We start from the raw sequence: 18,514 nt of genomic DNA, 5'->3' as shown, positions 1-18,514 counted from the left end.
TCATGACGGGGACGGGATGCCGGCTCAGCCGGCCTTGTTCGGCGGCCAGTCCTGGCGCTTGATCGTGTCGGTCCATTGCAGGAAGTCGGCGAGGTCGTTGAGCTCCTGGTCGGACAGATTGAACTGCGGCATCTGCCTGCGGCCGGGCGCACCGGAGGGTTGCGACTGCATCCAAGATTTCAGCATCTCGCGCGCGGCGGCCGGGTCCTGCCGGCCGCCCCAGCGGTCCCAGACATTGCCGACCTCTGGCGCGAAATAGGCGCCCTCGCCGAGCAGGGTATGGCAGTTGATGCAGGAGTTTCTCTCCCAGACGTGCTTGCCGCGAGCGACTCCGTCGGACAGCGTCGACGCATTGGTCGAGGTCGTGACCATGTAGTAGTGGCTGTGCGCTGTGAGCCCGAGGAAGATCGCAAAGAAGAAGGCCGAACCGCCGTAGAAGACGTTCCGTGCGGCCGACTTGGTCAGGCGTTCCGCCATGACACGTCCTTTCCGTTTTGGTGAAGGTCGATGGTGAAGGCAATCTACCGGCACTGCCGGGAGTCTCTTTGTCGCGGCGCAAGCAGCACGGCGATGGCCCGTCAGACCAGCGCGCGGAGCGCCACCGCCAGCCCGGCGAGCGCAACCAGGCCTAGGAGCCACGATGCGAGCAGGCCGCGCCACAGCGCGGGCGCATGGCGCAGGCCGAGAAAATCCAGCACGATCACCCTGCCCTTTGCCGATGCGAGCGCGAGCACGAGGGCATCGGCGAGCCAGCGATTCGGCAGCAGCAACGAGGCCGCGAGCGTGGCGACGGCGAAGCTCAGCAATTGAAGCCAGGCGAGCGTGAGGCGATCGCGGACCATGACTCATCCCACCAGATAGAGGATCGGGAATATCACGATCCAGACCAGGTCGACCATGTGCCAGAACGCCGTCCCGGTCTCGACGCTGGTGGGCGCGGCATGACGACCGACGATTCCGAGGATGACCATCCCGAGTACGACGTGAAGCAGATGGAAGCCCGTGAGCAGAAAATAGAGCGTGAAGAACGGCGACGTCTCCAGGCCTGCGCCGGCGGCAATCTCCCTGCCATACTCGGTCAGCTTGACGGCAATGAAGGCCGTGCCGAGCAGGATCGCCAGCATGATCCAACGCCGTGCTGTGGCCGGCGATCCGCCTCTCGCCGCCGCCGCCCCGCGCGCCGCAGCCCACCCGCTCGTCACAAGCACGATCGTGTTCAATGCGGCGAGAGGTCCGTCCAGCATGGCCTGCCCGGCTGCGAACACGACTGGATTGACTGCGCGCGCCACGACGAAGGCGCCGAGCAGCAGGCCGAAAGCGACAAGCTCGCTGAGGATCAGGACCCACATCATGGGGTCGCCCGGCAACCCGTCGAGCACGCCCCAGCGCTCCGTTGGTTCCGGTTCGTATGTGAGTGCCGACACCGCCACCTCCGATCAGATGTCGGCAAAGCTAATCGGGGCGGCAGACATGCTCTTTGTCGGCGCACAAACAGCACGGCGCCCGGATGCGCTACCGGATCGACATCAGGAGCATGTCCATGACCGAAGCGCAGCTCGGCCTCGTCACCGCCACCCCGATCATCATCGTGTTTGCAGCGGCGCTGCGGCGCATGGGCGTGCTGTCGACCACGGGGACCGTGTCCGCGATCGCGCTCTCCGTTGCGATTGCGGTTGTCCTGTTCACCACGCAATAACCTGGCCTGGAACCTTTGCTGTCCTCGGGCGTCAGATCGTCCGGAGGTGCCGCATGGACGACAACCGGTTCGCAGAGCTGCTCGGCAACGCCGCCATCGGCGTCTGGGGCGACATGCCGCGCGACATCCAGGAAGCGCTGTTCGAGACGGCGATGCGCGGTCACGACGATCTGAGGCACGAACTCGCCAAGCTGCTTCACGACCGGCATCCGCGGACACAGCATCCGCCGCATCCGGCTTGAGCGGTCTCAGTCGCGATGATCATCAGCCCCGAACTGTGATGGCTCGTCGTAGCCCTTGCGGCTGCTGTAGAACAACAGCACCATCAGCCCGATCCCCACGATGAGCGAAAACACCACGCCGAGCGTGAGCGCGATCCAGCCCTCGGTCGGCATCGGATCGCCGGGCAAGGTCATGCCCTGATAGGCGAAGACGACGGCGGCCGCGAGAATCAGCAGCAATGCGACGATGATAGTGATGGGTCCTGCACGCATGGCGGTCGCACTCCTGACACGAGAACAGGACGCGACCACGATCGTTCCTGGACGGGTGCGGTAACGGCGCACGGCGGCAGTTCCGAAATTTGAGGACGGCGTCCCCACCCTTCTCGCTGCGCCGCCGAAAGCATCGCGCTGCATCCAATCGCAGCATCATCTGCTCAAAGGATGACGCGCGCTCCACCGCGCCTTGCCGCGCGCCGCATGGCTGCTCTCGCGGCGGATCGCTAGGCGTCAGGGAACTTAGCTGATAACCATACCGGCTCCCTATCGGCAGCAGAGGACAAGGACCGGAGATGGACAACCGCAGCGAGATCTGGCGCGGCGTCGACGCGATCAAGACCCGTTTCATCGAGCTCAGCGACCGGGTGTGGAGCATGCCCGAGGTCTGCTACACCGAGGCCCGCTCGTCCGCCGAACACCTCGCCGAGTTGAAGCACCAGGGTTTTCGGATCATCGAAAAGGTCGCGGGCATCCCGACCGCGCTGATGGGCGAATGGGGCGAAGGTGGTCCGGTCATCGCGTTCATGGGCGAATACGACGCCCTGCCCGGCCTCAGCCAGGAGGCCGGCGTCGCCGAACATCGTCCGATCGAGACCGGCGGCCATGGCCATGGCTGCGGCCACAATCTCCTGGGCTCGGCGGCGCTGCTCGCGGCAACCGCCGTGAAGGACTGGCTCGCCGCCAACAAGGTTCCGGGACGCGTGCGCTACTACGGCTGCCCTGCCGAGGAAGGCGGCGCCGCAAAGGCCTTCATGGTGCGCTCAGGCGCGTTCGAGGATGCCGACATCGCGATCACCTGGCATCCGTCGAGCTTCTGGGAAGTGGTGATGACGCCCTCTCTCGCCAACACGCGCGCGGACTTCATCTTCACCGGACGCACCTCGCATGCGGCCGCCTCGCCGCATCTCGGCCGCAGCGCGCTCGACGCGGTGGAGCTGATGAATGTCGGCGTCAACTACATGCGCGAGCACATGCCGAGCGACGCCCGCGTGCATTACGCGCTGCTCGACACCGGCGGCATTGCGCCCAACGTCGTGCAGGCGCATGCGCGCGTCCGCTACTCGATCCGCGCGCGCGACCTGCCCGGCATGAACGAGCTGGTCGGGCGCGTGCACAAGATCGCGCAAGGTGCCGCGATGATGACCGAGACCAGGGTCGAGATGAAGATCATCTCGGCGGTCTCCAACATCCTGCCCAACACGCCGCTCGAAGAGGCGCTGCACGGGATCATGGAGGAGCTCGGGCCGCCGCATTTCGACGCGAGCGACAAGGATTTCGCCGGTCAGATCCAGGCGACCCTGACCGACAAGGACATCGAATCCGTCTACTACAGCATCGGCATGGACCCGACCGACAAGCCGCTGGCCGACTTCCTGGTGCCGCTGAACGCCAAGCGCAATCCGCAGATCGGCTCGACCGATGTCGGCGACGTCAGCTGGGTGGTGCCAACGGTGCAGGTGCACGCGCCGACGGTGGCGATCGGCACGCCGTTCCACACCTGGCAGGTCGTTGCGCAAGGCAAGACGCCGGCCGCGCACAAGGCGATGGTGCAGGCCGCCAAGGCGATGGCCGGTCTCGGCATCAAGGCGCTCAATGAGCCGGCGCTGATCGCAGCCGCCAAGGCCGACCTGAAGAAGCGGACGCTGCGCACGCCCTATGTCAGCCCGCTGCCCGCCGAGGTCGAGCCGCCGCTGACCATGTCGGTCGTTTGAGAGATACACTGGGGGGGAACACGATGGCGAAAACAGCGACAAGGAAGAAGCCGGCGGCGAAGACCGCCAAGCCGGCTCAGAAGCGCGTGGCCGCGCGCGCCACGGCCAACCGGAAGCCCGCAAAGGCGAAGCCGCAGGCCAGACCACAGGCGAGGGCCACCGCGCCGAAGCCGCGGCTGCCGAGAGGACCGGTTTGGCAGTGGTCGGCGCTCGACACCGCCGCTGCGATCCGCTCGGGCGCGGTCTCCTCGGTCGAGGTGACCGAGGCGCACATCGCGCGCATGCATGAGGTCAATCCGAAGCTGAATGCGGTCGTCGTCGATCTGTCCGAAGAAGCATTGAAAGCTGCGCGCACCGCGGACAAGGCGCGCAACAAGGACGGCCTGCTGCATGGCGTGCCCGTCACCATCAAGGAGAACGTCGACTACCAGGGACGGCCAAACCCCAACGGCGTTCCGGCGCAGATGGGGATCATCGCGCCGTCGGACGCGCCCGTCGTGCGCAACCTCAAGAACGCGGGCGCGATCGTGCTCGGCCTCACCAACACGCCGGAATTCTCATTCCGCGGCTTCACCGACAACCCGCTGCACGGACTGACCTTGAACCCGTGGGATCCCGAGATCACCTGCGGCGGCTCGTCGGGCGGCGCTGGAGCTGCGGTCGCCGCCGGTATCGGCACCATCGCGCATGGCAACGACATCGGCGGCTCGCTGCGCTGGCCGGCGCATTGCAACGGCGTTGTCACGATCAAGCCGACGCAGGGGCGCATCCCGGCCTACAACGAAAGCGCCGCGGCCGAGCGGCCGATGCTGGCGCATCTGATGTCGTCGCAGGGCCCGCTGGCGCGTAGCGTCGCCGACGTCAGGCTGGCGCTGGAGGTGATGAGCCGGCGCGATCCGCGCGATCCCTGGTGGGTGCCGGCCCCGCTCGAGGGCGAGAAGCCCAAGCGGCCGATCAAGGTCGCGCTCGCCAAGATCCCCGATGACATGGACGTCGATCCTTCGGTGCAGGCCGCGCTGCGGCAGGCCGCCGATCATCTGGAACGCTCCGGCTACCGGGTCAGCGAGGTCGAGGTCCCCGACATCTCCGGCGTCTGGCAGACCTGGTGCGACGTCATCACCACCGAGGTGGTCGTGATGCAGGAGGCCAAGATGCTGGCCGTCACCTCGGAAGACTTCCACAAGGCGTGGGGCGGGATGCGGGCCAAGGCCGAGATCCTCGACCTCGCGGGCTGGATGAACGCGACGGCGCAGCGCTCCACCCATATCCGCGCCTGGCAGCTGTTCTTCGAGGATTATCCGGTGGTGCTGGCGCCGACGACGGTCAAGCCGACGCCGGGCCCGCGCGAGGACACGGTAAGCCCGGAGCGCGTGCGCGAAATCTTCTTCAACGAGATCCGCTTCATCTCGGCCATCAACGTGCTCGGGCTGCCCGGCGCGGTGGTGCCGGTGGCGGTTCACAATGGCCAGCCGATCGGCGTGCAGCTGATCGCCGGCCGCTATCGCGAGGATCTCGCGCTCGATGCCGCCGCGGCGATCGAGAAGCGTGCGGGCATGCTGGTGCGGCAGCTCTGGGAGCGGATGGCTTAGTCTCGCGCCGGCCCGAGAACCCCGGCTCTCGGGCCGTCATGTTTCCAACATCGCTTCAGCCTCGATTGTCGAAAGTCGTACACTGACGCCCATCGCGTTTGCCCGAGGGGCCCCTCGGGTTGACGGGACGTCGCCGACCTGTCTATTTTGATGTATACGAATGAATATAGCACGGCATCGGTACGGGCGCTGCGCCGGAACGGGACTTGCAATTCACCGAAGCGAACCCGTCTCTGCGATATGAACGAGGACAATTGTGATGAGATCGATGCGCTTCGTCGCCGCTGCCCTGTGCGCGGCTGCCGCTCTCCTGACTGGCGCAAATGCGTTCGCCGGGAGCGCCAACATCGCCGTGGCCGCCAACTTCACCGAGCCGGCCAAGGAGATCGCCGGTCTGTTCAAGGCCAAGACGGGACACGAATTGGTGCTGAGCTTCGGCGCGTCCGGACAGTTCTACACCCAGATCAAGGAGAACGCGCCGTTCGCGATCCTGCTCTCCGCCGACGACGAACGGCCGAAGAAGCTGGTCGACGAGGGCCTCGGCGTCGCCGGGAGCCGTTTCACCTACGCGATCGGCAAGCTCGTGCTGTGGAGCAAGGACCCGAACGCGGTGAAAGGCGAGGAAACGCTGAAGGCGAACGCGTTCAACAAGCTGTCGATCGCCAATCCCGCCGCCGCGCCCTATGGCGCGGCTGCAGTGGAGACGCTGAAGGCGCTCAATCTCTATGAGACGATCAAGCCCAAGATCGTGCAGGGCAACACGATCTCGCAGGCGTTCCAGTTCGTCGATACCGGCAATGCCGAGGTCGGCTTCGTCGCACTGTCGCAGCTGATGCCGAATGCGGGCGGCTCGCGCTGGCTGGTGCCGCAGAACCTCTACAGCGAGATCCGTCAGGATGCCGTGCTGCTGAAGGCATCCGCCGGCAACGAGGCGGCGACCGCGTTCCTGACCTTCCTCAAGACTCCGGAAGCCCGTGCGGTCATCGAGAAGTTCGGCTATGCTCTGGACCCGAAGTCCGGCAGCTGAGCGCTCACGTCGATGAACTTCCAAGGATGAACTTGCACGTCTCGGCCGATATCTGGCAACCGGTCAGTCTGACCCTCGAATTGGCAGCGATCACGACCGTCATTCTGATGATCGTGGGAACACCGATCGCATGGTGGCTGGCGCGGTCGCAGGCGTGGTGGAAGGAGGCGGTCGCAGCCCTGGTGGCGATTCCGCTGGTGCTGCCGCCGACCGTGCTCGGCTTCTATCTGCTGGTCGCGCTCGGCCCGAGCGGTCCGGGCGGGGCGCTGGCTTCCTTGTGGGGCGCACGCACCCTCGCCTTCACTTTCCCAGGCCTCGTGATCGGCTCGGTGCTGTTCTCGATGCCGTTCGTGGTGCAGCCGATCCGCAACGCCTTCGAGGCCATGGGCGAGAAGCCCCTTGAAGCAGCCGCCACGCTGCGGGCCACGCCCTGGCGCGCGTTCTGGACGATCGCCGTGCCGCTGGCGAGCCCCGGCTTCCTCACCGGCGCGATCCTCGGCTTTGCCCACACCGTCGGCGAGTTCGGCGTCGTGCTGATGATCGGCGGCAACATTCCCGGCAGGACAAAGGTGCTGTCGGTCGCGATCTACGACTACGTCGAGACCTCGCAATGGACCGAAGCCTCCGTGCTGGCGCTCGGCATGGTCGTGTTCTCGTTCGGCGTCATTCTGACGATGATGCTGATCGAGAAGAAGATGACGCGACGCGCGTCATGAGCACCGTCAAGGTCGATTTCCGCGGTACGCTCGGGCGCTTCGAGCTGAACGCGCGGTTCGAGGTGCCGGCGCGCGGCGTCACCGCGATCTTCGGCCCGTCCGGCTGCGGCAAGACCGCCGTCATGCGCAGCATCGCCGGCCTCAACCGCCTGGACGGACGATGCTCTGTCGCCGGCGACGTCTGGCAGGACGAGAAGACCTTCCGCCCGGTGCACCGGCGCCCGATCGGCTACGTCTTTCAGGAAGCCAATCTGTTTCCGCACCTCTCCGTCCGCCGCAACCTGATGTACGGGCATCCCGGCCCCTCCGGCCCCACCGCCATCGGCTTCGATGAGGTGGTGTCGCTGCTCGGCATTGCCAAGCTGCTGGAGCGCTCGCCGCGCCATCTGTCCGGCGGCGAGCGGCAGCGCGTGGCGATCGGCCGCGCGCTGCTCAGCCAGCCGAAGCTGCTGCTGATGGACGAGCCGCTGTCGGCGCTCGACCAGATCACCAAGGACGAGATCCTGCCCTATCTGGAGCGGCTGCATGCCGCGCTCGACCTGCCGATCCTCTACATCAGCCACGATATCGCGGAGGTCGAGCGGCTCGCCGATCAGCTGGTGCTGATGCGCAATGGCAGCGTCCTGGCTTCAGGTCCGCTGTCCGTGCTCCAAGCCGACCTGACACTGCCGCTCGCGCTCTCCCGCGATGCAGCGGTCAGTCTCGACGCCACCGTTCTGAAGCACGACGCCATCGACGGCATGTTGACGCTTGCGGCGCCGGGCGGGCATTTCGTGCTGCCGGCCGAGCCGCTTGCGTCGGGAACACGCCGCCGCCTGCGCGTGCTGGCCGATGATGTCAGCCTCGCCTTGGAAACGCCGAGCCGCAGCACCATCGTCAACGTGCTACGCGCGAAGATCCTGGAAATCCGCAGCCAATCGGACCACCGCGTCACCGCCCTGCTCGGCCTCGGCGAGGACGGCCAGGGTGCACGATTGCTGTCGCGGGTCACCCAACGCTCGTGGAACGAGCTCGGCCTGCAGGCAGGGCTTGCCGTCTACGCCCAGGTCAAGGGCGTCGCGCTGGTGCGCCGCGAAGAGCCCATCGCCTGATCGGCACGCGCCGACCTGCCCCACCATCACGACATGTTGTATAAGCGACAATATAGCATCCGCTGTTATATCCTAGACAATACAGCTCTGGATCAGACAAACCGAGGCATGCCTGCTTTTCCTCAATACAATGAACAAGTTGATCGGCGCGCAACGATCTGGCCCGCGGCTTGCTCATTCGATCTCGCAACACGAGGTCATCAGCATGAAAGCCGCCGCCGTCACTTGGCATCCGAACGCGCCCAAGCCGCTCGCGCTGGTGCTGGGCACCAACGAGATCGCCTCCGCGATCGCGGCCAAGCTCAACCATGAGCGCTTCGCGCTCGTCCTCTGTCACGACGCCTTTCCGCCGGTGATCCGACGCGGCATGGCCTTCCACGACGTCCTGTATGGCGAGGCCTGCGACATCGACGGCGTGGTCGGCTGCCGGGCCGAGGGCATCGCGGACGTCGTGCGCATTCATCGCGAGCCCAGCCAGGTCGCCGTCACCGGGATGCATCTCACCGACATCATCGCGTTCCGCTATCCCGCGGTCATCGTCGACGCACGGATGCAGAAGCATCTGGCCACGCCGGATCTGCGCGGCGTTGCCGGCATCGCCGTCGGCATCGGACCGCGCTTTGCGGTCGGGCACAATTGCGACATCGCGATCGAGACGCATCCTTGCGACACCGGCGCGATCGTGGCGCACGGCACCACGCGCGACGCGGACGGCAAGGCGCGTGCGCTCGGCGGCGCCGGCCGCGAGCGCTTCGTCTATTCCAATCAGGACGCCGTCTGGCATACGCCGCTCGACATCGGCACCCGCGTCTACAAGGGACTGCAGCTCGGCTCGCTCGGCGGCACGCCGGTGCTGGCCCCGCTCGATGGCGCACTGCGCGGCATCGCGCGCGACGGTTTGCGCGTGCCGGCCAACGTCAAGCTGCTGGAGATCGATCCGCGCGGCCGCCACGCCGCATGGACCGGCATGGACGGCCGCGGGCGATCGATCGCCGCGAGCGTCGTCTCGGCGGTCCACGAGATCATGCAAACCGGTCGGAAGGCGGGCCGCGTCTCCGCCAACGTGTGAGGAGGACTGCCATGGGTGTCGCGGAGGTCGGGACGTGTCAGATCGTGGCGCTGCAGGGCGCTGCGTCCACCGTCATCCAGGAGCTGCTCGATGAGCTCGCCACGCGGCTCGCAGGCATCGGGCTGCGCGTCTCCGGCGTGATCGAGAGCAGCGCCGACAAGACCAGGCCGTGCAAGGCCATGATGCTGCGCAGCCTCGACGACGACCGCGTGTTCTCGATCTCGCAGGATCTCGGCCCGGGATCGCAGGCCTGCAATCTCGATCCCGAAGGATTGGTGCTGGCCTGCGCCGCCGTGCAGCAGTCGATCGCGCGCGGCACGGATGTCGTGATCCTCAGCAAGTTCGGCAAGCAGGAGGCGGCGGGAGGAGGCCTCGCCGACGCCTTCGGCTCGGCGATGTCAGCCGGGCTTCCGATCATCACGGCGGTATCGCCCGCGATGATGGAGGCGTGGACGCGCTTCGCCGGCGTGTTCGCCGAATGCGTCCCGGTCGATGTCGCGCGCCGTCCCGGCTGGATCGAGGCGTGGTCCGGCCGCATGGTGACAGCGCGAAGCCCGCGTGACATGATCGGCTCACAACGCGAGCGGATCGGAATAGGATGAAGCGCGAAGCTCAGATCGCATTGACCATCACTTTCGGCAACGGCGGAAGTCTGTCGCCCGAAGATCTGCTGCTGATCGACTTCATCCGCCGGGAGCGCTCGATCCTCGGCGCCGCGCGCGCGAGCGGCATCTCCTACCGCAAATGCTGGCTGATGGTCGATGCGCTCAACCGCACCTTCGAGACGCCGGTGTTCGAGACTCATCCGGGGCGACGGGGCGGCGGCGCCGAGATCACGCCGTTCGGCGAGCGGCTGATCGCGCTGTATCGCTCGATGGAGCGGCGCACCCGCACGGCCACCGCCGCGGCGCTCGCTGAGCTGCAGAAGGCTACCGATCCCCGCTATCAGAAGCGGGCCAGCGGCGCGGCCGAGGCAGCTCCGAAGGCCGAACCGCGCCGGGCCCGATCGCGACGCTCTTGATCATCGCCCAGGCCGACAGATCCGGCTCCAACGCCAGCCGCTCGACGGACTCCAGCGTGACCAAGGCGTGCAGCTTCGTCGCACCGAGATCGAACGTCACGCGCACATAGGGCGGATCGAGCGGCAGGATCTCCTCGATCCGGCCGGGCAGCCGGTTGGTGATCGAAACATCCATCGGCCGCGACAGCGCGATCGACACATCGCGGGCCTCGATGGTCACGGAGACGCCGGCGTCGATCGCGGCGTCGACCATCGGAACGCGCAACTCGCCGTCGGCGAAGAACAACGTCGACATGCCATATTGCGGATCATGGCGCAGCACGCGCGCCGGCACCGTCGTGCTGAGAACGACGGTCGAGGCTGAGGACGATGCAGACGAGCCGGTCATCGCGCGGCAGCCTCCACAGCCTCAGGGCCGGTCGTGATCGTACAGGACGCGAACGCGGATCGTGCCCTCCACCGCGCGCAGCTCCGACAGCAGCGCCTCGCCCTCACCGCCGACCACGTCGGTCTCGAGCACGACATAGCCGACCTCGGGATCGGTTTGCAGATATTGCGCGAGGATGTTGATGTTGTGCCGCGATACCGCCTCGTTGACCTGGCGCAGCACGCCGGGCACGTTGCGATGAACGTGGATGAAGCGCGTGCCCGTCGGGCGCGCCGGCAGTTGCACCTGCGGGAAGTTCACGGCGCCGAAGGTCGAGCCGACATCGGAATAATCGATCAGCTTGCGCGCGACCTCGCCACCAATTCGGTCCTGCGCCTCCTCGGTGGAGCCGCCGACATGCGGGGTCAGGATCACGTTGGGCAGGCCCTGCAGCGGCGAGACGAACGGATCGGCGTTCGATGCCGGTTCGACCGGAAACACGTCGACGGCAGCACCTGAGAGCTTGCCCTCGCGCAATGCGCTGGCCAGCGCCTCGATGTCGACCACCGTGCCGCGCGAATTGTTGATCAGATAGGCCCCGTCCTTCATGTGACGTATCTGGCGCTCGCCGATCATGTTGGCGGTCGCCGGCGTCTCCGGCACGTGCAGCGACACGACGTCGCTCATCGCCAGCAGCTCGTCGAGGCTCTCGACCGGCTCGGTGTTGCCGTGACGGAGCTTGTCGGTGAGATCGAAGAAGATCACCCGCATGCCCATGGCCTCGGCGAGGTTCGACAGCTGCGAGCCGATGTTGCCATAGCCGATGATGCCGAGCGTCTTGCCGCGCACCTCTCGGCTGCCATTGGCCGACTTGTCCCAGCCGCCGGCATGCGCCGACACCGAGCGCGGGAAGATGCGGCGCATCAGCATCACGACCTCGGCGATCGTCAGCTCGGCGACGCTGCGGGTGTTCGAATAGGGCGCATTGAATACGGGGATGCCGAGCCGCTTCGCGGCATCGAGATCGACCTGGTTGGTGCCGACGGAGAAGCAGCCGACCACCATCAGCCGGTCGGCGGCCTGCAGCACGTCGGCGGTGAGATGCGTGCGCGAGCGAATGCCAAGCATGTGCACGCCCGACAGCATACGCTTCAACTCCGCCGAACCGAGCGCCTTCGGCAGCCGCTCGATTTCCGTATAGCCGTTGGCCTCGAACATGCGGACGGCCGAGTCGTTCACGCCCTCGAGGAGCAGAACGCGGATCTTTTGCTTGGGAAGCGATAACGGCATGGGCCTGGCCTGATTCAGTCGTGGATGTGGCGTAGTGTAGCGGTTGTTACAGTCGCGATGCGTTGAAACTTGGTGAATGCGACGCGGCAGGGTCGCTTTCTGTCGCTTTCTCAGGGTCTTGTCCACTCCGTCGCGGCCTTTTGACCGGCGATGCAAAATCAGCGCCTGGCATACCGGCCGCACCGCACGGCCCGCACTGCAACAACCGCAGATCGCTGTTTTGGCTGCTGACAAACCATGCGAGCAGAGCTAGCCTTTCTTCCAATCACAAAATCATCGGGAGGTCAGCATGTCAGACGGGGTTGTCGAGACACGCGCGTCGGAGGTGTCGGGCGGTGAAACGCAGACGGTCGATGTCGCCGTCGTGGGTGCCGGATTTGCGGGGCTTTACCTGCTGCACCGCCTGCGCAAGGCGGGCTTCTCGACCGTGGCTCTGGATACGGCCAACGATGTCGGCGGCACTTGGTACTGGAACCGCTATCCCGGCGCGCGCTGCGACATTCAGACCGTCGACTACAGCTACACCTTCGATCCCGAGCTCGAGAAGGCCTGGCAATGGTCGGAGAAATACGCCACCCAGCCGGAGATCCTGCGCTATCTCGGCTTTGTCGCCGACCGCTACGATCTGCGCCGCGACATCCGCTTCGGCACCCGCGTCCTCGGCGCCTCCTGGGATGACGCCAAGGAGCGCTGGCTGCTGACGACCGACAAGGGCCCCGCCGTCTCCTGCCGCCACTACATCATGGCGACCGGCTGCCTGTCGCAGCCGAAGCCGCCGGAGATCGACGGCGTGCACGACTTCAAGGGCGAGATCTACTTCACCAGCCGCTGGCCGCATGACGGTGTCGACCTCCGCGGCAAGCGCGTCGCGGTGATCGGCACCGGCTCGTCCGGCATCCAGTCGATCCCGATCATCGCCGAGCAGGCAGCACAGCTCACGGTTTTCCAGCGCACGCCGAACTTCGCACTGCCGGCGCATAACGGCCCGCTCCCGGCCGATCGCGCCGCGCAGCTCGCAGAAGATCGCAACGGGCTGCGCGAGCAGGCGCGCTGGTCGATGGCTGGCGTGCCGATCCCGCCGGCCACCGACTTCAGCTGGGCGTTGAGCGAGGCCGAGCGCCGCGAACGCTTCGAGAAGCTGTGGGCGTCGGGCGACCTCGTCGGCATGCTGACGCAGCTCTGGGCCGACCAGGGTGTCGACCCCGACGGCAATGCGCTGCTCGCCGACCTCATCCGCGAGAAGATTCACGAGATCGTCAAGGATCCCGAGACCGCCGCCGCGCTCACGCCTCACGACCATCCGTTCGGCGCCAAGCGCCCGTGCTTGGACACCAACTACTATCAGACGTTCAACCGCCCCAATGTCACGCTGGTCAATCTGCGCCAGGAGCCGATCACATCCATCACCGCTGATGGCATCAAGACCGACAGGCGCAGCTTCGACATCGACGTCATCCTGTTCGCGACCGGCTTCGATGCCATGACCGGTGCGATCCGCGCCGTGCATCCGATCACCGGGCGCGGCGGCAAATCGCTGGAGGATGTCTGGGCCAACGGACCGCAAACCTATCTCGGGCTCACGGTCGCAGACTTTCCCAATCTGTTCCTGATCACGGGTCCCGGCAGCCCATCGGTGCTGTCGAACATGGCGGTCTCGATCGAGCAGCATGTCGACTGGGTCGTCGATCGTCTCGTCGCCCTGCGCGAAGCCGGGTTCACGACCATCGAGGCCACGGAGACTGCGCAGGCCGGCTGGGCACGCCACATGGCGGACTGCGCGACCGTGACGCTGCATCGGCTCGCCAACACCTGGTACACTGGTGCCAACGTGCCGGGCAAGCCGCAGACCCTGATGCCCTATACTGGCGGCGTCGGCCCCTATCGCGGCATCTGCAACGAAATCGTCAGCCGCGGCATGCTCGGCTTCAAGCTGTCAGGTCCGAACGGCGCGTCCCAATGCAATGACGGCGAGATCGTGCGGCTGCAGCCGGATGTCAGGCTGGTGCTGAACATGCTGGCCGAGATGAACTTGCCGCCGATCGAATCGATGGGCGCCGCTGGCGCCCGCGAATTCGTTGCGCAGTTCAACGCGACGAGGCCGCCTGGACGTCCCGTTGGCGAAGTCAAGGATGGCACATTGCAGGGCGCCGACGGTCCCCTGCCCTATCGGCTTTATCGGCCGGCGACGCCCGGGCCGCATCCGATCGTCGTCTACTTCCATGGCGGCGGCTGGGTGCTCGGCGACGAGCAGTCGGACGATCCATTCTGCCGCGACATGTGCCGCCGCTCCAACATGATCTTCGTCAGCGTCGGCTATCGCCATGCGCCCGAGCACCGCTTCCCGGCGGCGGCCGAGGACGGCTATGCGGCGACGCGCTGGGTGGCCGAGCACGCCGCCGAGCTCGGCGGACGCGACGGACCGGTGCTGGTGGCCGGCTGGAGCGCCGGCGGAAACATCGCTGCGGTCACTTGCCAGCTCGCGCGGGATCGTGGCGGGCCTCTCGTCGGCGGACAGTTGCTGGTCTGCCCGGTGACCGATTGCAGCTTCGATCGGCCGTCCTACACCGACAACGCGGCCGGCTATTTCCTGACGCGCGGCCTGATGTACTGGTTCTGGGACATCTACTGCTCGCCGGCGGATCGCACCGATCCGCGCGCGTCGCCGTTGCGGGGCAAGCTGCAGGGCCTGCCGCCGGCCTACATCGTCACCTGCGAGTTCGATCCGCTGCGCGACGAGGGCGTCGCCTATGCGGAGGCGCTCGCCGCCAACGGCGTGCCGGTCGGGCAGCTCAAGGCCCACGGCCACTTCCACTCGTCGTTCACGATGGTCGACGTCGTCATCACCGGCGTCGGCGGCCGCATGCAGATGGCGGAGGCGCTGCAGGCATTCACCCAGTCTGCGGAAGAAGGCGAATCGCAGGAGATCAACGCCGCCGCCAGCTGACCAGCGGAGGCTGCGGCCGAGACGTATCGCAACGACCCGCAACTTTGCGGGTCGTTGCCGCAACACGCAGCTTGCGCCGGATCGCCCACGCTGTCACCGAGACAACGAGCCACGCCGTCGTTGCGGCGACGAAGGCGGCCGCGACGCTTGACTGAACCAGCGTCGAGAATACGGCCGCGAACGCCAGCATGCCGAGGCTGCCGAGCACTGCACCTGCGGTGTCGAGTGCGGCTGCTTCGCGTCCGCGCCGCTCGCCGGACAGTCCCTGACGGCGCTTGCGCCTGATCTCGTGCGCCTCGATCAGGGTGACGCTGGCACAGAAGATCGCCGGCAATGCCAGGAAGAGGCCGCCGATCGCAGGACCGAAGGCTCTGGCAATGAGCCCGGTCGCGACTGTGGCGGCGCCGCCCAGCGCGAAGCGGATGACATATTCATGCCACTTGCCGTCCTTCAGCGCCGAGGGCGAGATGCGGATCAGCATCACGCCCCTCCGGAGAAGACCGCCTGCAGTCCCAGCGCTGCGACCAGCCACACGGCCGTTGCGAGCAGGCTCGCGCTCAATGCGCGCATATGCTGCCGCATCAGCAGCCGGCACACGGTCATGCTATAGAGACAGAGCGCGGCTGCGCCGAACATCATCGAATGGCTCTGGACCGCCGCATAAGCGGCATCATGCGTGACAACCGCAACGCCCAACGTCGCCAGCGCGACCGAGGGCGCGGCTCCGAACAGGCCGGCAAAGCTCTTCGGACGCAACACATCGCCAATGATCGCGAATGTCGAAACGATGACGCCGCCGATCAGGAAGCGGATGACGGATTCGGTCATGTCCGGCTTGCTCCCGGTTGTTCGTAGCCGGTCCATGCGCGCAAGCTGCGTTCAAGGGCCGCCCGTTCCGGAGGCGCGGACCAAGACTCTTGCGAGCACGAACAATTGGTTCCCTTCCAACGCCGAGCTCTGACGACAGTTTCAAGACAGCGTCACGAAGCCGTCATGGAGCGTGATCTGCTCAGCCCGTGGCTGCGATGGCATCGTCATAGGCACGCACGGAAGCGACCGCGGTGTCTCGCACATCGCTCGCGCTCATCCCCGGCTTGTACAGGCTGGAGCCGAGTCCGAAGGCTCGCACACCGGCTACGGCATAGGAGGCGAGATTCTTGTCCGACACACCGCCGACGGCACCGACCACGACGCCTTTCGGCAGGACGGCAAGTTGCGCTGCAATCCCCGACGGACCGAGCACCGACGCCGGAAAGTATTTCAGGGCCGAGGCGCCGCAACGCAAAGCAAGAAAGGCCTCCGTCGGCGTGAAGACCCCGGGCATGGTGACCATGTCGTAGGCCTGCGCCGTCGCCAGCACTTCGACATCGACGTTGGGGCTGACCATCAGACGCCCGCCGGCCTCCGCGACACGCACGCAATCTGCGGCATTGACGACCGTCCCTGCACCGATCAGGCAGTCCTTGCCGAACCGGGCGGCGAGACGCTCGATCGAGACGAACGGTTCCGGCGAGTTGAGAGGAACCTCGATCAGCTCGAAACCGGCTTCGATCAGGACATCGACGATGGCCTCGGACTCGTCGGGTTTGATACCGCGCAGGATCGCAACCAGCGACCGCTTGACATGCGGCCAGGCAACGGACTTTGTCATGGTCGGACCCGCGCTCCCCAGATCTGCCGCGCGGCCTTGACCAGGCCGCGCCGGGACGCCTGCTCGGCATCACATTCGTTCACGTCGAAACCAGCAGCGGCCAGCGCCGCGCGATAGAGCCGGCCGAGCCGGCCCGCTCCGATCAACCGGAGTGGAAGCTCGGCGCCAAACCGCGCCCGAGCGTCGGCGATCTCACTGCCGATCAGAAGCCCGGAGAGCCTCGCAGCCCCATCGGACCGCTGCTCAAAACCGAGGAGCTGGGCTGCGCGCAGCCGGAACAGCGCATTGGTCAGTGCCGTCGGCGCGGCAAGCGACGCTGCGAAGCTCTCGCGGAACGCCGCGTCGTGCTCGACGGCCGAGGCCTCCGGTTCGACGGCGTGCATCAAAATGCTATGTTGAGAGACGACCGCGAACAGCTCGCCGGTCATGTAGGTGGCAAAGTCGATCACAGCGCCGGCATCGATCCGGATCCATTTGCTGTGGGTGCCCGGAATGCAGACGATCCCGGTGAAGTCCGGCTCGGTGACGCCGAGCAGCTGGGTTTCCTCGCCACGCATCACGTCCGGCTGATCCGCCCGCGCCTGCGCCAGTCCCGGCAGAATCCTGACGTCGCCATCCGTGTCGACGCCAATCGCGCCGGCATGCAGCGCCTCCAGCCGGGTGGGCGTGTGCAGATAAGGCGCCTCGACCCAGCCTTGCCGCGCGCCGGCCATGCCGCAGATCAGCACCGGAACATCGGCCGGCGCGCCGAGCTTCGCCAGATGGTCGCGCAGCACCGGCGCGAAGCCAGATGTCGCGCAATGCAGCATGCCCTCGCTACCGCGGCTCCCGGCCAGCTCCGTCCCGTCTCCAGCCATCAGCCAGGCGCGGAAGCTGGATGTCCCCCAGTCGACGGCGACAAGGGCCGGCGTTGCTGACGAATAGACGGCGGTCACACCTTGCTCCCGATCACTTCGACATCTGGCAATGCCATGCCGCGCGGGCCGCGCAAACAACAAATTGCGCAATGCACGATTATGCACGTTGTTATTCTTGTTTATGCCTGATATGAAGAGGGCATGTCAGACCTTCCACTGGCGCGCCGCGACCAGATCGCCGGCCGCCTCTCGGCGGGGCACGCGGTCGTCGCGGCCGCCCTGGCCCACGAATTCGGCGTCTCCGAGGATGCCATCCGGCGCGATCTTCGTGCGCTTGCCGCCGAAGGACGCTGCCGCCGGGTGTATGGCGGCGCATTGCCGATCGCCGGCGGCATGACACCGATGGCGGCGCGGATCGGGCAAGATCGCGAACGCAAGCTGGCGCTCGCCCGGACGGCCGCCCGCGGCATCGCGCGTGGCGAATTTCTCTTCCTCGATAGTGGCAGCACCAATCTCGCCCTCGCTGAAGTCCTGCCCGATGATTTCGATCTCACCGTCGCAACCAACGCCATCGACATTGCCGCAACCGTGCTGCACCGGCAGGACCTGCAGCTGATCATGATCGGCGGCTCCGTTCACCCCGCAGTCGGCGGCTGTGTCGACGCCGATGCGCTCATGCAGGTGCAGCGCTTGAACATCGACCGCTGCTTCATCGGCGCCTGCGCTGTATCGGCGCAAGGCGGCATCAGCGCGGTTGATCCGACTGACGCAGCATTCAAGCGGACGCTGCTGTCGCTGAGCCGCGTAAGCGTCGCAATGGTCACCAACGAGAAGCTCGAGACCCGAGCCCCCCACCGTATCGCCGGCGCCAAGACCATCAGCCAGCTCACCGTCGAGCATGATGCGCCGGCGGCCCGGCTCGCCCTGCTCAAACGGGCGGGAGCCGCCATCATGACGGCCGCCCCGCCGGTGTGACAGCGCCCT

The 18,514-nt window shown here is 66.5% G+C and carries 22 protein-coding genes and 1 pseudogene; 13 read left to right on the top strand and 10 right to left on the bottom strand.

All coding sequences use genetic code 11. The annotated features are described in order from the left end of the window. Positions 1-24: 24 nt before the first annotated feature. From ACQR1E_RS14440 to ACQR1E_RS14430, 3 genes are all read right to left on the bottom strand, one after another. The gene (locus ACQR1E_RS14440) at positions 25-477 is read right to left on the bottom strand and encodes a c-type cytochrome (protein WP_315717761.1); all 453 of its coding nucleotides are present in this window, start codon (positions 475-477) and stop codon (positions 25-27) included. Between the two features lie 101 nt (positions 478-578). Beyond that, complete coding sequence (locus ACQR1E_RS14435; protein ID WP_315750297.1) at positions 579-842, bottom strand: cytochrome C oxidase subunit IV family protein; 264 nt, start codon at positions 840-842, stop codon at positions 579-581. Between the two features lie 3 nt (positions 843-845). Continuing rightward, on the bottom strand, positions 846-1,424 hold the full coding sequence (locus tag ACQR1E_RS14430) for a cytochrome c oxidase subunit 3 family protein (protein WP_316226400.1): 579 nt from the start codon (positions 1,422-1,424) through the stop codon (positions 846-848). A 116-nt stretch (positions 1,425-1,540) separates the two neighbouring features. On the opposite strand from ACQR1E_RS14430, the gene ACQR1E_RS14425 reads away from it, so the two are divergent. Together ACQR1E_RS14425 and ACQR1E_RS14420 are read left to right on the top strand one after the other, a co-directional pair. Further along, complete coding sequence (locus ACQR1E_RS14425) at positions 1,541-1,696, top strand: hypothetical protein (protein ID WP_315717764.1); 156 nt, start codon at positions 1,541-1,543, stop codon at positions 1,694-1,696. 53 nt (positions 1,697-1,749) lie between these two features. Next, a complete protein-coding gene (locus tag ACQR1E_RS14420; protein WP_172112235.1) occupies positions 1,750-1,938 on the top strand; it encodes a hypothetical protein in 189 nt (62 codons plus the stop codon). A gap of 6 nt (positions 1,939-1,944) precedes the next feature. Here ACQR1E_RS14420 and ACQR1E_RS14415 read toward each other — a convergent pair whose 3' ends face one another. Then, positions 1,945-2,190 (bottom strand): hypothetical protein, encoded by a 246-nt coding sequence (locus ACQR1E_RS14415; protein ID WP_315717765.1) that lies wholly within the window; start codon positions 2,188-2,190, stop codon positions 1,945-1,947. A 299-nt stretch (positions 2,191-2,489) separates the two neighbouring features. Here ACQR1E_RS14415 and ACQR1E_RS14410 point away from each other — a divergent pair, with 299 nt between their 5' ends. The 8 genes from ACQR1E_RS14410 to ACQR1E_RS14375 all read left to right on the top strand — a co-directional run bounded on the left by ACQR1E_RS14410 (position 2,490) and on the right by ACQR1E_RS14375 (position 10,421). Further along, positions 2,490-3,908 (top strand): M20 family metallopeptidase, encoded by a 1,419-nt coding sequence (locus tag ACQR1E_RS14410; RefSeq protein ID WP_316193123.1) that lies wholly within the window; start codon positions 2,490-2,492, stop codon positions 3,906-3,908. Between the two features lie 23 nt (positions 3,909-3,931). Next, positions 3,932-5,497, top strand: a complete 1,566-nt coding sequence (locus tag ACQR1E_RS14405) for an amidase family protein (protein ID WP_434842876.1) — start codon at positions 3,932-3,934, stop codon at positions 5,495-5,497. 259 nt (positions 5,498-5,756) lie between these two features. Beyond that, positions 5,757-6,524, top strand: coding sequence for a molybdate ABC transporter substrate-binding protein (gene modA / locus ACQR1E_RS14400; RefSeq protein ID WP_315750293.1), 768 nt, complete (start codon positions 5,757-5,759; stop codon positions 6,522-6,524). A gap of 26 nt (positions 6,525-6,550) precedes the next feature. Next, positions 6,551-7,240: a molybdate ABC transporter permease subunit gene (modB, locus tag ACQR1E_RS14395; RefSeq protein WP_316171718.1), complete on the top strand. Its 690-nt coding sequence runs from the start codon at positions 6,551-6,553 to the stop codon at positions 7,238-7,240. Next, entirely contained in the window at positions 7,237-8,331 is a 1,095-nt protein-coding gene (gene modC / locus ACQR1E_RS14390; protein ID WP_434897197.1) for a molybdenum ABC transporter ATP-binding protein, read from the top strand. The genes modB and modC overlap by 4 nt, the downstream gene beginning before the upstream one ends. A 205-nt stretch (positions 8,332-8,536) precedes the next feature. Beyond that, positions 8,537-9,400 carry a xanthine dehydrogenase gene (locus ACQR1E_RS14385; protein ID WP_434897196.1) on the top strand — a complete coding sequence of 288 codons (864 nt, stop codon included), beginning with the start codon at positions 8,537-8,539 and terminating at the stop codon, positions 9,398-9,400. A gap of 11 nt (positions 9,401-9,411) precedes the next feature. After that, positions 9,412-10,002, top strand: coding sequence for a DUF2478 domain-containing protein (locus ACQR1E_RS14380; protein WP_315750289.1), 591 nt, complete (start codon positions 9,412-9,414; stop codon positions 10,000-10,002). After that, the gene (locus ACQR1E_RS14375; RefSeq protein ID WP_315717774.1) at positions 9,999-10,421 is read left to right on the top strand and encodes a winged helix-turn-helix domain-containing protein; all 423 of its coding nucleotides are present in this window, start codon (positions 9,999-10,001) and stop codon (positions 10,419-10,421) included. The genes ACQR1E_RS14380 and ACQR1E_RS14375 overlap by 4 nt, the downstream gene beginning before the upstream one ends. On the opposite strand, the gene ACQR1E_RS14370 is transcribed toward ACQR1E_RS14375, so the two are convergent. Next, the gene (locus ACQR1E_RS14370; protein WP_315750288.1) at positions 10,330-10,809 is read right to left on the bottom strand and encodes a TOBE domain-containing protein; all 480 of its coding nucleotides are present in this window, start codon (positions 10,807-10,809) and stop codon (positions 10,330-10,332) included. The genes ACQR1E_RS14375 and ACQR1E_RS14370 overlap by 92 nt on opposite strands. A 21-nt stretch (positions 10,810-10,830) precedes the next feature. After that, the gene (gene serA, locus ACQR1E_RS14365) at positions 10,831-12,078 is read right to left on the bottom strand and encodes a phosphoglycerate dehydrogenase (RefSeq protein WP_315750287.1); all 1,248 of its coding nucleotides are present in this window, start codon (positions 12,076-12,078) and stop codon (positions 10,831-10,833) included. A 289-nt stretch (positions 12,079-12,367) separates the two neighbouring features. Between serA and ACQR1E_RS14360 the strand changes: the two genes are divergently transcribed. Continuing rightward, on the top strand, positions 12,368-15,022 hold the full coding sequence (locus ACQR1E_RS14360; RefSeq protein ID WP_434897195.1) for a flavin-containing monooxygenase: 2,655 nt from the start codon (positions 12,368-12,370) through the stop codon (positions 15,020-15,022). Here ACQR1E_RS14360 and ACQR1E_RS14355 read toward each other — a convergent pair. The 4 genes from ACQR1E_RS14355 to ACQR1E_RS14340 all read right to left on the bottom strand — a co-directional run bounded on the left by ACQR1E_RS14355 (position 15,003) and on the right by ACQR1E_RS14340 (position 17,608). Then, the gene (locus tag ACQR1E_RS14355; RefSeq protein WP_434897194.1) at positions 15,003-15,503 is read right to left on the bottom strand and encodes a DUF3147 family protein; all 501 of its coding nucleotides are present in this window, start codon (positions 15,501-15,503) and stop codon (positions 15,003-15,005) included. The two genes, ACQR1E_RS14360 and ACQR1E_RS14355, sit on opposite strands and share 20 nt — an antisense overlap. After that, entirely contained in the window at positions 15,503-15,850 is a 348-nt protein-coding gene (locus ACQR1E_RS14350) for a DUF3147 family protein (RefSeq protein ID WP_315717779.1), read from the bottom strand. The genes ACQR1E_RS14355 and ACQR1E_RS14350 overlap by 1 nt, the downstream gene beginning before the upstream one ends. 181 nt (positions 15,851-16,031) lie before the next feature. Further along, positions 16,032-16,673: a 2-dehydro-3-deoxy-6-phosphogalactonate aldolase gene (locus ACQR1E_RS14345; RefSeq protein WP_316167618.1), complete on the bottom strand. Its 642-nt coding sequence runs from the start codon at positions 16,671-16,673 to the stop codon at positions 16,032-16,034. Continuing rightward, on the bottom strand, positions 16,670-17,608 hold the full coding sequence (locus ACQR1E_RS14340; protein WP_434897193.1) for a 2-dehydro-3-deoxygalactonokinase: 939 nt from the start codon (positions 17,606-17,608) through the stop codon (positions 16,670-16,672). The genes ACQR1E_RS14345 and ACQR1E_RS14340 overlap by 4 nt, the downstream gene beginning before the upstream one ends. Before the next feature lie 123 nt (positions 17,609-17,731). Here ACQR1E_RS14340 and ACQR1E_RS14335 point away from each other — a divergent pair. Both ACQR1E_RS14335 and ACQR1E_RS14330 read left to right on the top strand, forming a co-directional pair. Next, positions 17,732-17,896: pseudogene (locus tag ACQR1E_RS14335) on the top strand (DeoR family transcriptional regulator); the annotation flags it as partial. 9 nt (positions 17,897-17,905) lie between these two features. Then, positions 17,906-18,505, top strand: a complete 600-nt coding sequence (locus ACQR1E_RS14330) for a DeoR/GlpR family DNA-binding transcription regulator (protein ID WP_434897254.1) — start codon at positions 17,906-17,908, stop codon at positions 18,503-18,505. Positions 18,506-18,514 lie beyond the last annotated feature (9 nt).

The sequence above is a fragment of the Bradyrhizobium sp. HKCCYLRH1030 genome, from assembly GCF_051168395.1.
Taxonomy (GTDB): domain Bacteria; phylum Pseudomonadota; class Alphaproteobacteria; order Rhizobiales; family Xanthobacteraceae; genus Bradyrhizobium.
Note: the sequence above shows the minus strand (reverse complement) of the source record. Positions and strands in the feature narration are given on the sequence as shown.

Excerpts from the sequence above, each read along its gene's own strand:
- modC (WP_434897197.1), top strand. The coding sequence starts at position 7,237 with ATGAGCACCGTCAAGGTCGATTTCCGCGGTACGCTCGGGCGCTTCGAG.
- ACQR1E_RS14350 (WP_315717779.1), bottom strand. The coding sequence starts at position 15,850 with ATGACCGAATCCGTCATCCGCTTCCTGATCGGCGGCGTCATCGTTTCG.
- ACQR1E_RS14375 (WP_315717774.1), top strand. The coding sequence starts at position 9,999 with ATGAAGCGCGAAGCTCAGATCGCATTGACCATCACTTTCGGCAACGGC.
- ACQR1E_RS14415 (WP_315717765.1), bottom strand. The coding sequence starts at position 2,190 with ATGCGTGCAGGACCCATCACTATCATCGTCGCATTGCTGCTGATTCTC.
- ACQR1E_RS14355 (WP_434897194.1), bottom strand. The coding sequence starts at position 15,503 with ATGCTGATCCGCATCTCGCCCTCGGCGCTGAAGGACGGCAAGTGGCAT.
- ACQR1E_RS14435 (WP_315750297.1), bottom strand. The coding sequence starts at position 842 with ATGGTCCGCGATCGCCTCACGCTCGCCTGGCTTCAATTGCTGAGCTTC.
- modA (WP_315750293.1), top strand. The coding sequence starts at position 5,757 with ATGAGATCGATGCGCTTCGTCGCCGCTGCCCTGTGCGCGGCTGCCGCT.
- ACQR1E_RS14385 (WP_434897196.1), top strand. The coding sequence starts at position 8,537 with ATGAAAGCCGCCGCCGTCACTTGGCATCCGAACGCGCCCAAGCCGCTC.
- ACQR1E_RS14405 (WP_434842876.1), top strand. The coding sequence starts at position 3,932 with ATGGCGAAAACAGCGACAAGGAAGAAGCCGGCGGCGAAGACCGCCAAG.
- serA (WP_315750287.1), bottom strand. The coding sequence starts at position 12,078 with ATGCCGTTATCGCTTCCCAAGCAAAAGATCCGCGTTCTGCTCCTCGAG.
- ACQR1E_RS14345 (WP_316167618.1), bottom strand. The coding sequence starts at position 16,673 with ATGACAAAGTCCGTTGCCTGGCCGCATGTCAAGCGGTCGCTGGTTGCG.
- modB (WP_316171718.1), top strand. The coding sequence starts at position 6,551 with ATGAACTTGCACGTCTCGGCCGATATCTGGCAACCGGTCAGTCTGACC.
- ACQR1E_RS14410 (WP_316193123.1), top strand. The coding sequence starts at position 2,490 with ATGGACAACCGCAGCGAGATCTGGCGCGGCGTCGACGCGATCAAGACC.
- ACQR1E_RS14440 (WP_315717761.1), bottom strand. The coding sequence starts at position 477 with ATGGCGGAACGCCTGACCAAGTCGGCCGCACGGAACGTCTTCTACGGC.
- ACQR1E_RS14420 (WP_172112235.1), top strand. The coding sequence starts at position 1,750 with ATGGACGACAACCGGTTCGCAGAGCTGCTCGGCAACGCCGCCATCGGC.
- ACQR1E_RS14360 (WP_434897195.1), top strand. The coding sequence starts at position 12,368 with ATGTCAGACGGGGTTGTCGAGACACGCGCGTCGGAGGTGTCGGGCGGT.
- ACQR1E_RS14370 (WP_315750288.1), bottom strand. The coding sequence starts at position 10,809 with ATGACCGGCTCGTCTGCATCGTCCTCAGCCTCGACCGTCGTTCTCAGC.
- ACQR1E_RS14380 (WP_315750289.1), top strand. The coding sequence starts at position 9,412 with ATGGGTGTCGCGGAGGTCGGGACGTGTCAGATCGTGGCGCTGCAGGGC.
- ACQR1E_RS14425 (WP_315717764.1), top strand. The coding sequence starts at position 1,541 with ATGACCGAAGCGCAGCTCGGCCTCGTCACCGCCACCCCGATCATCATC.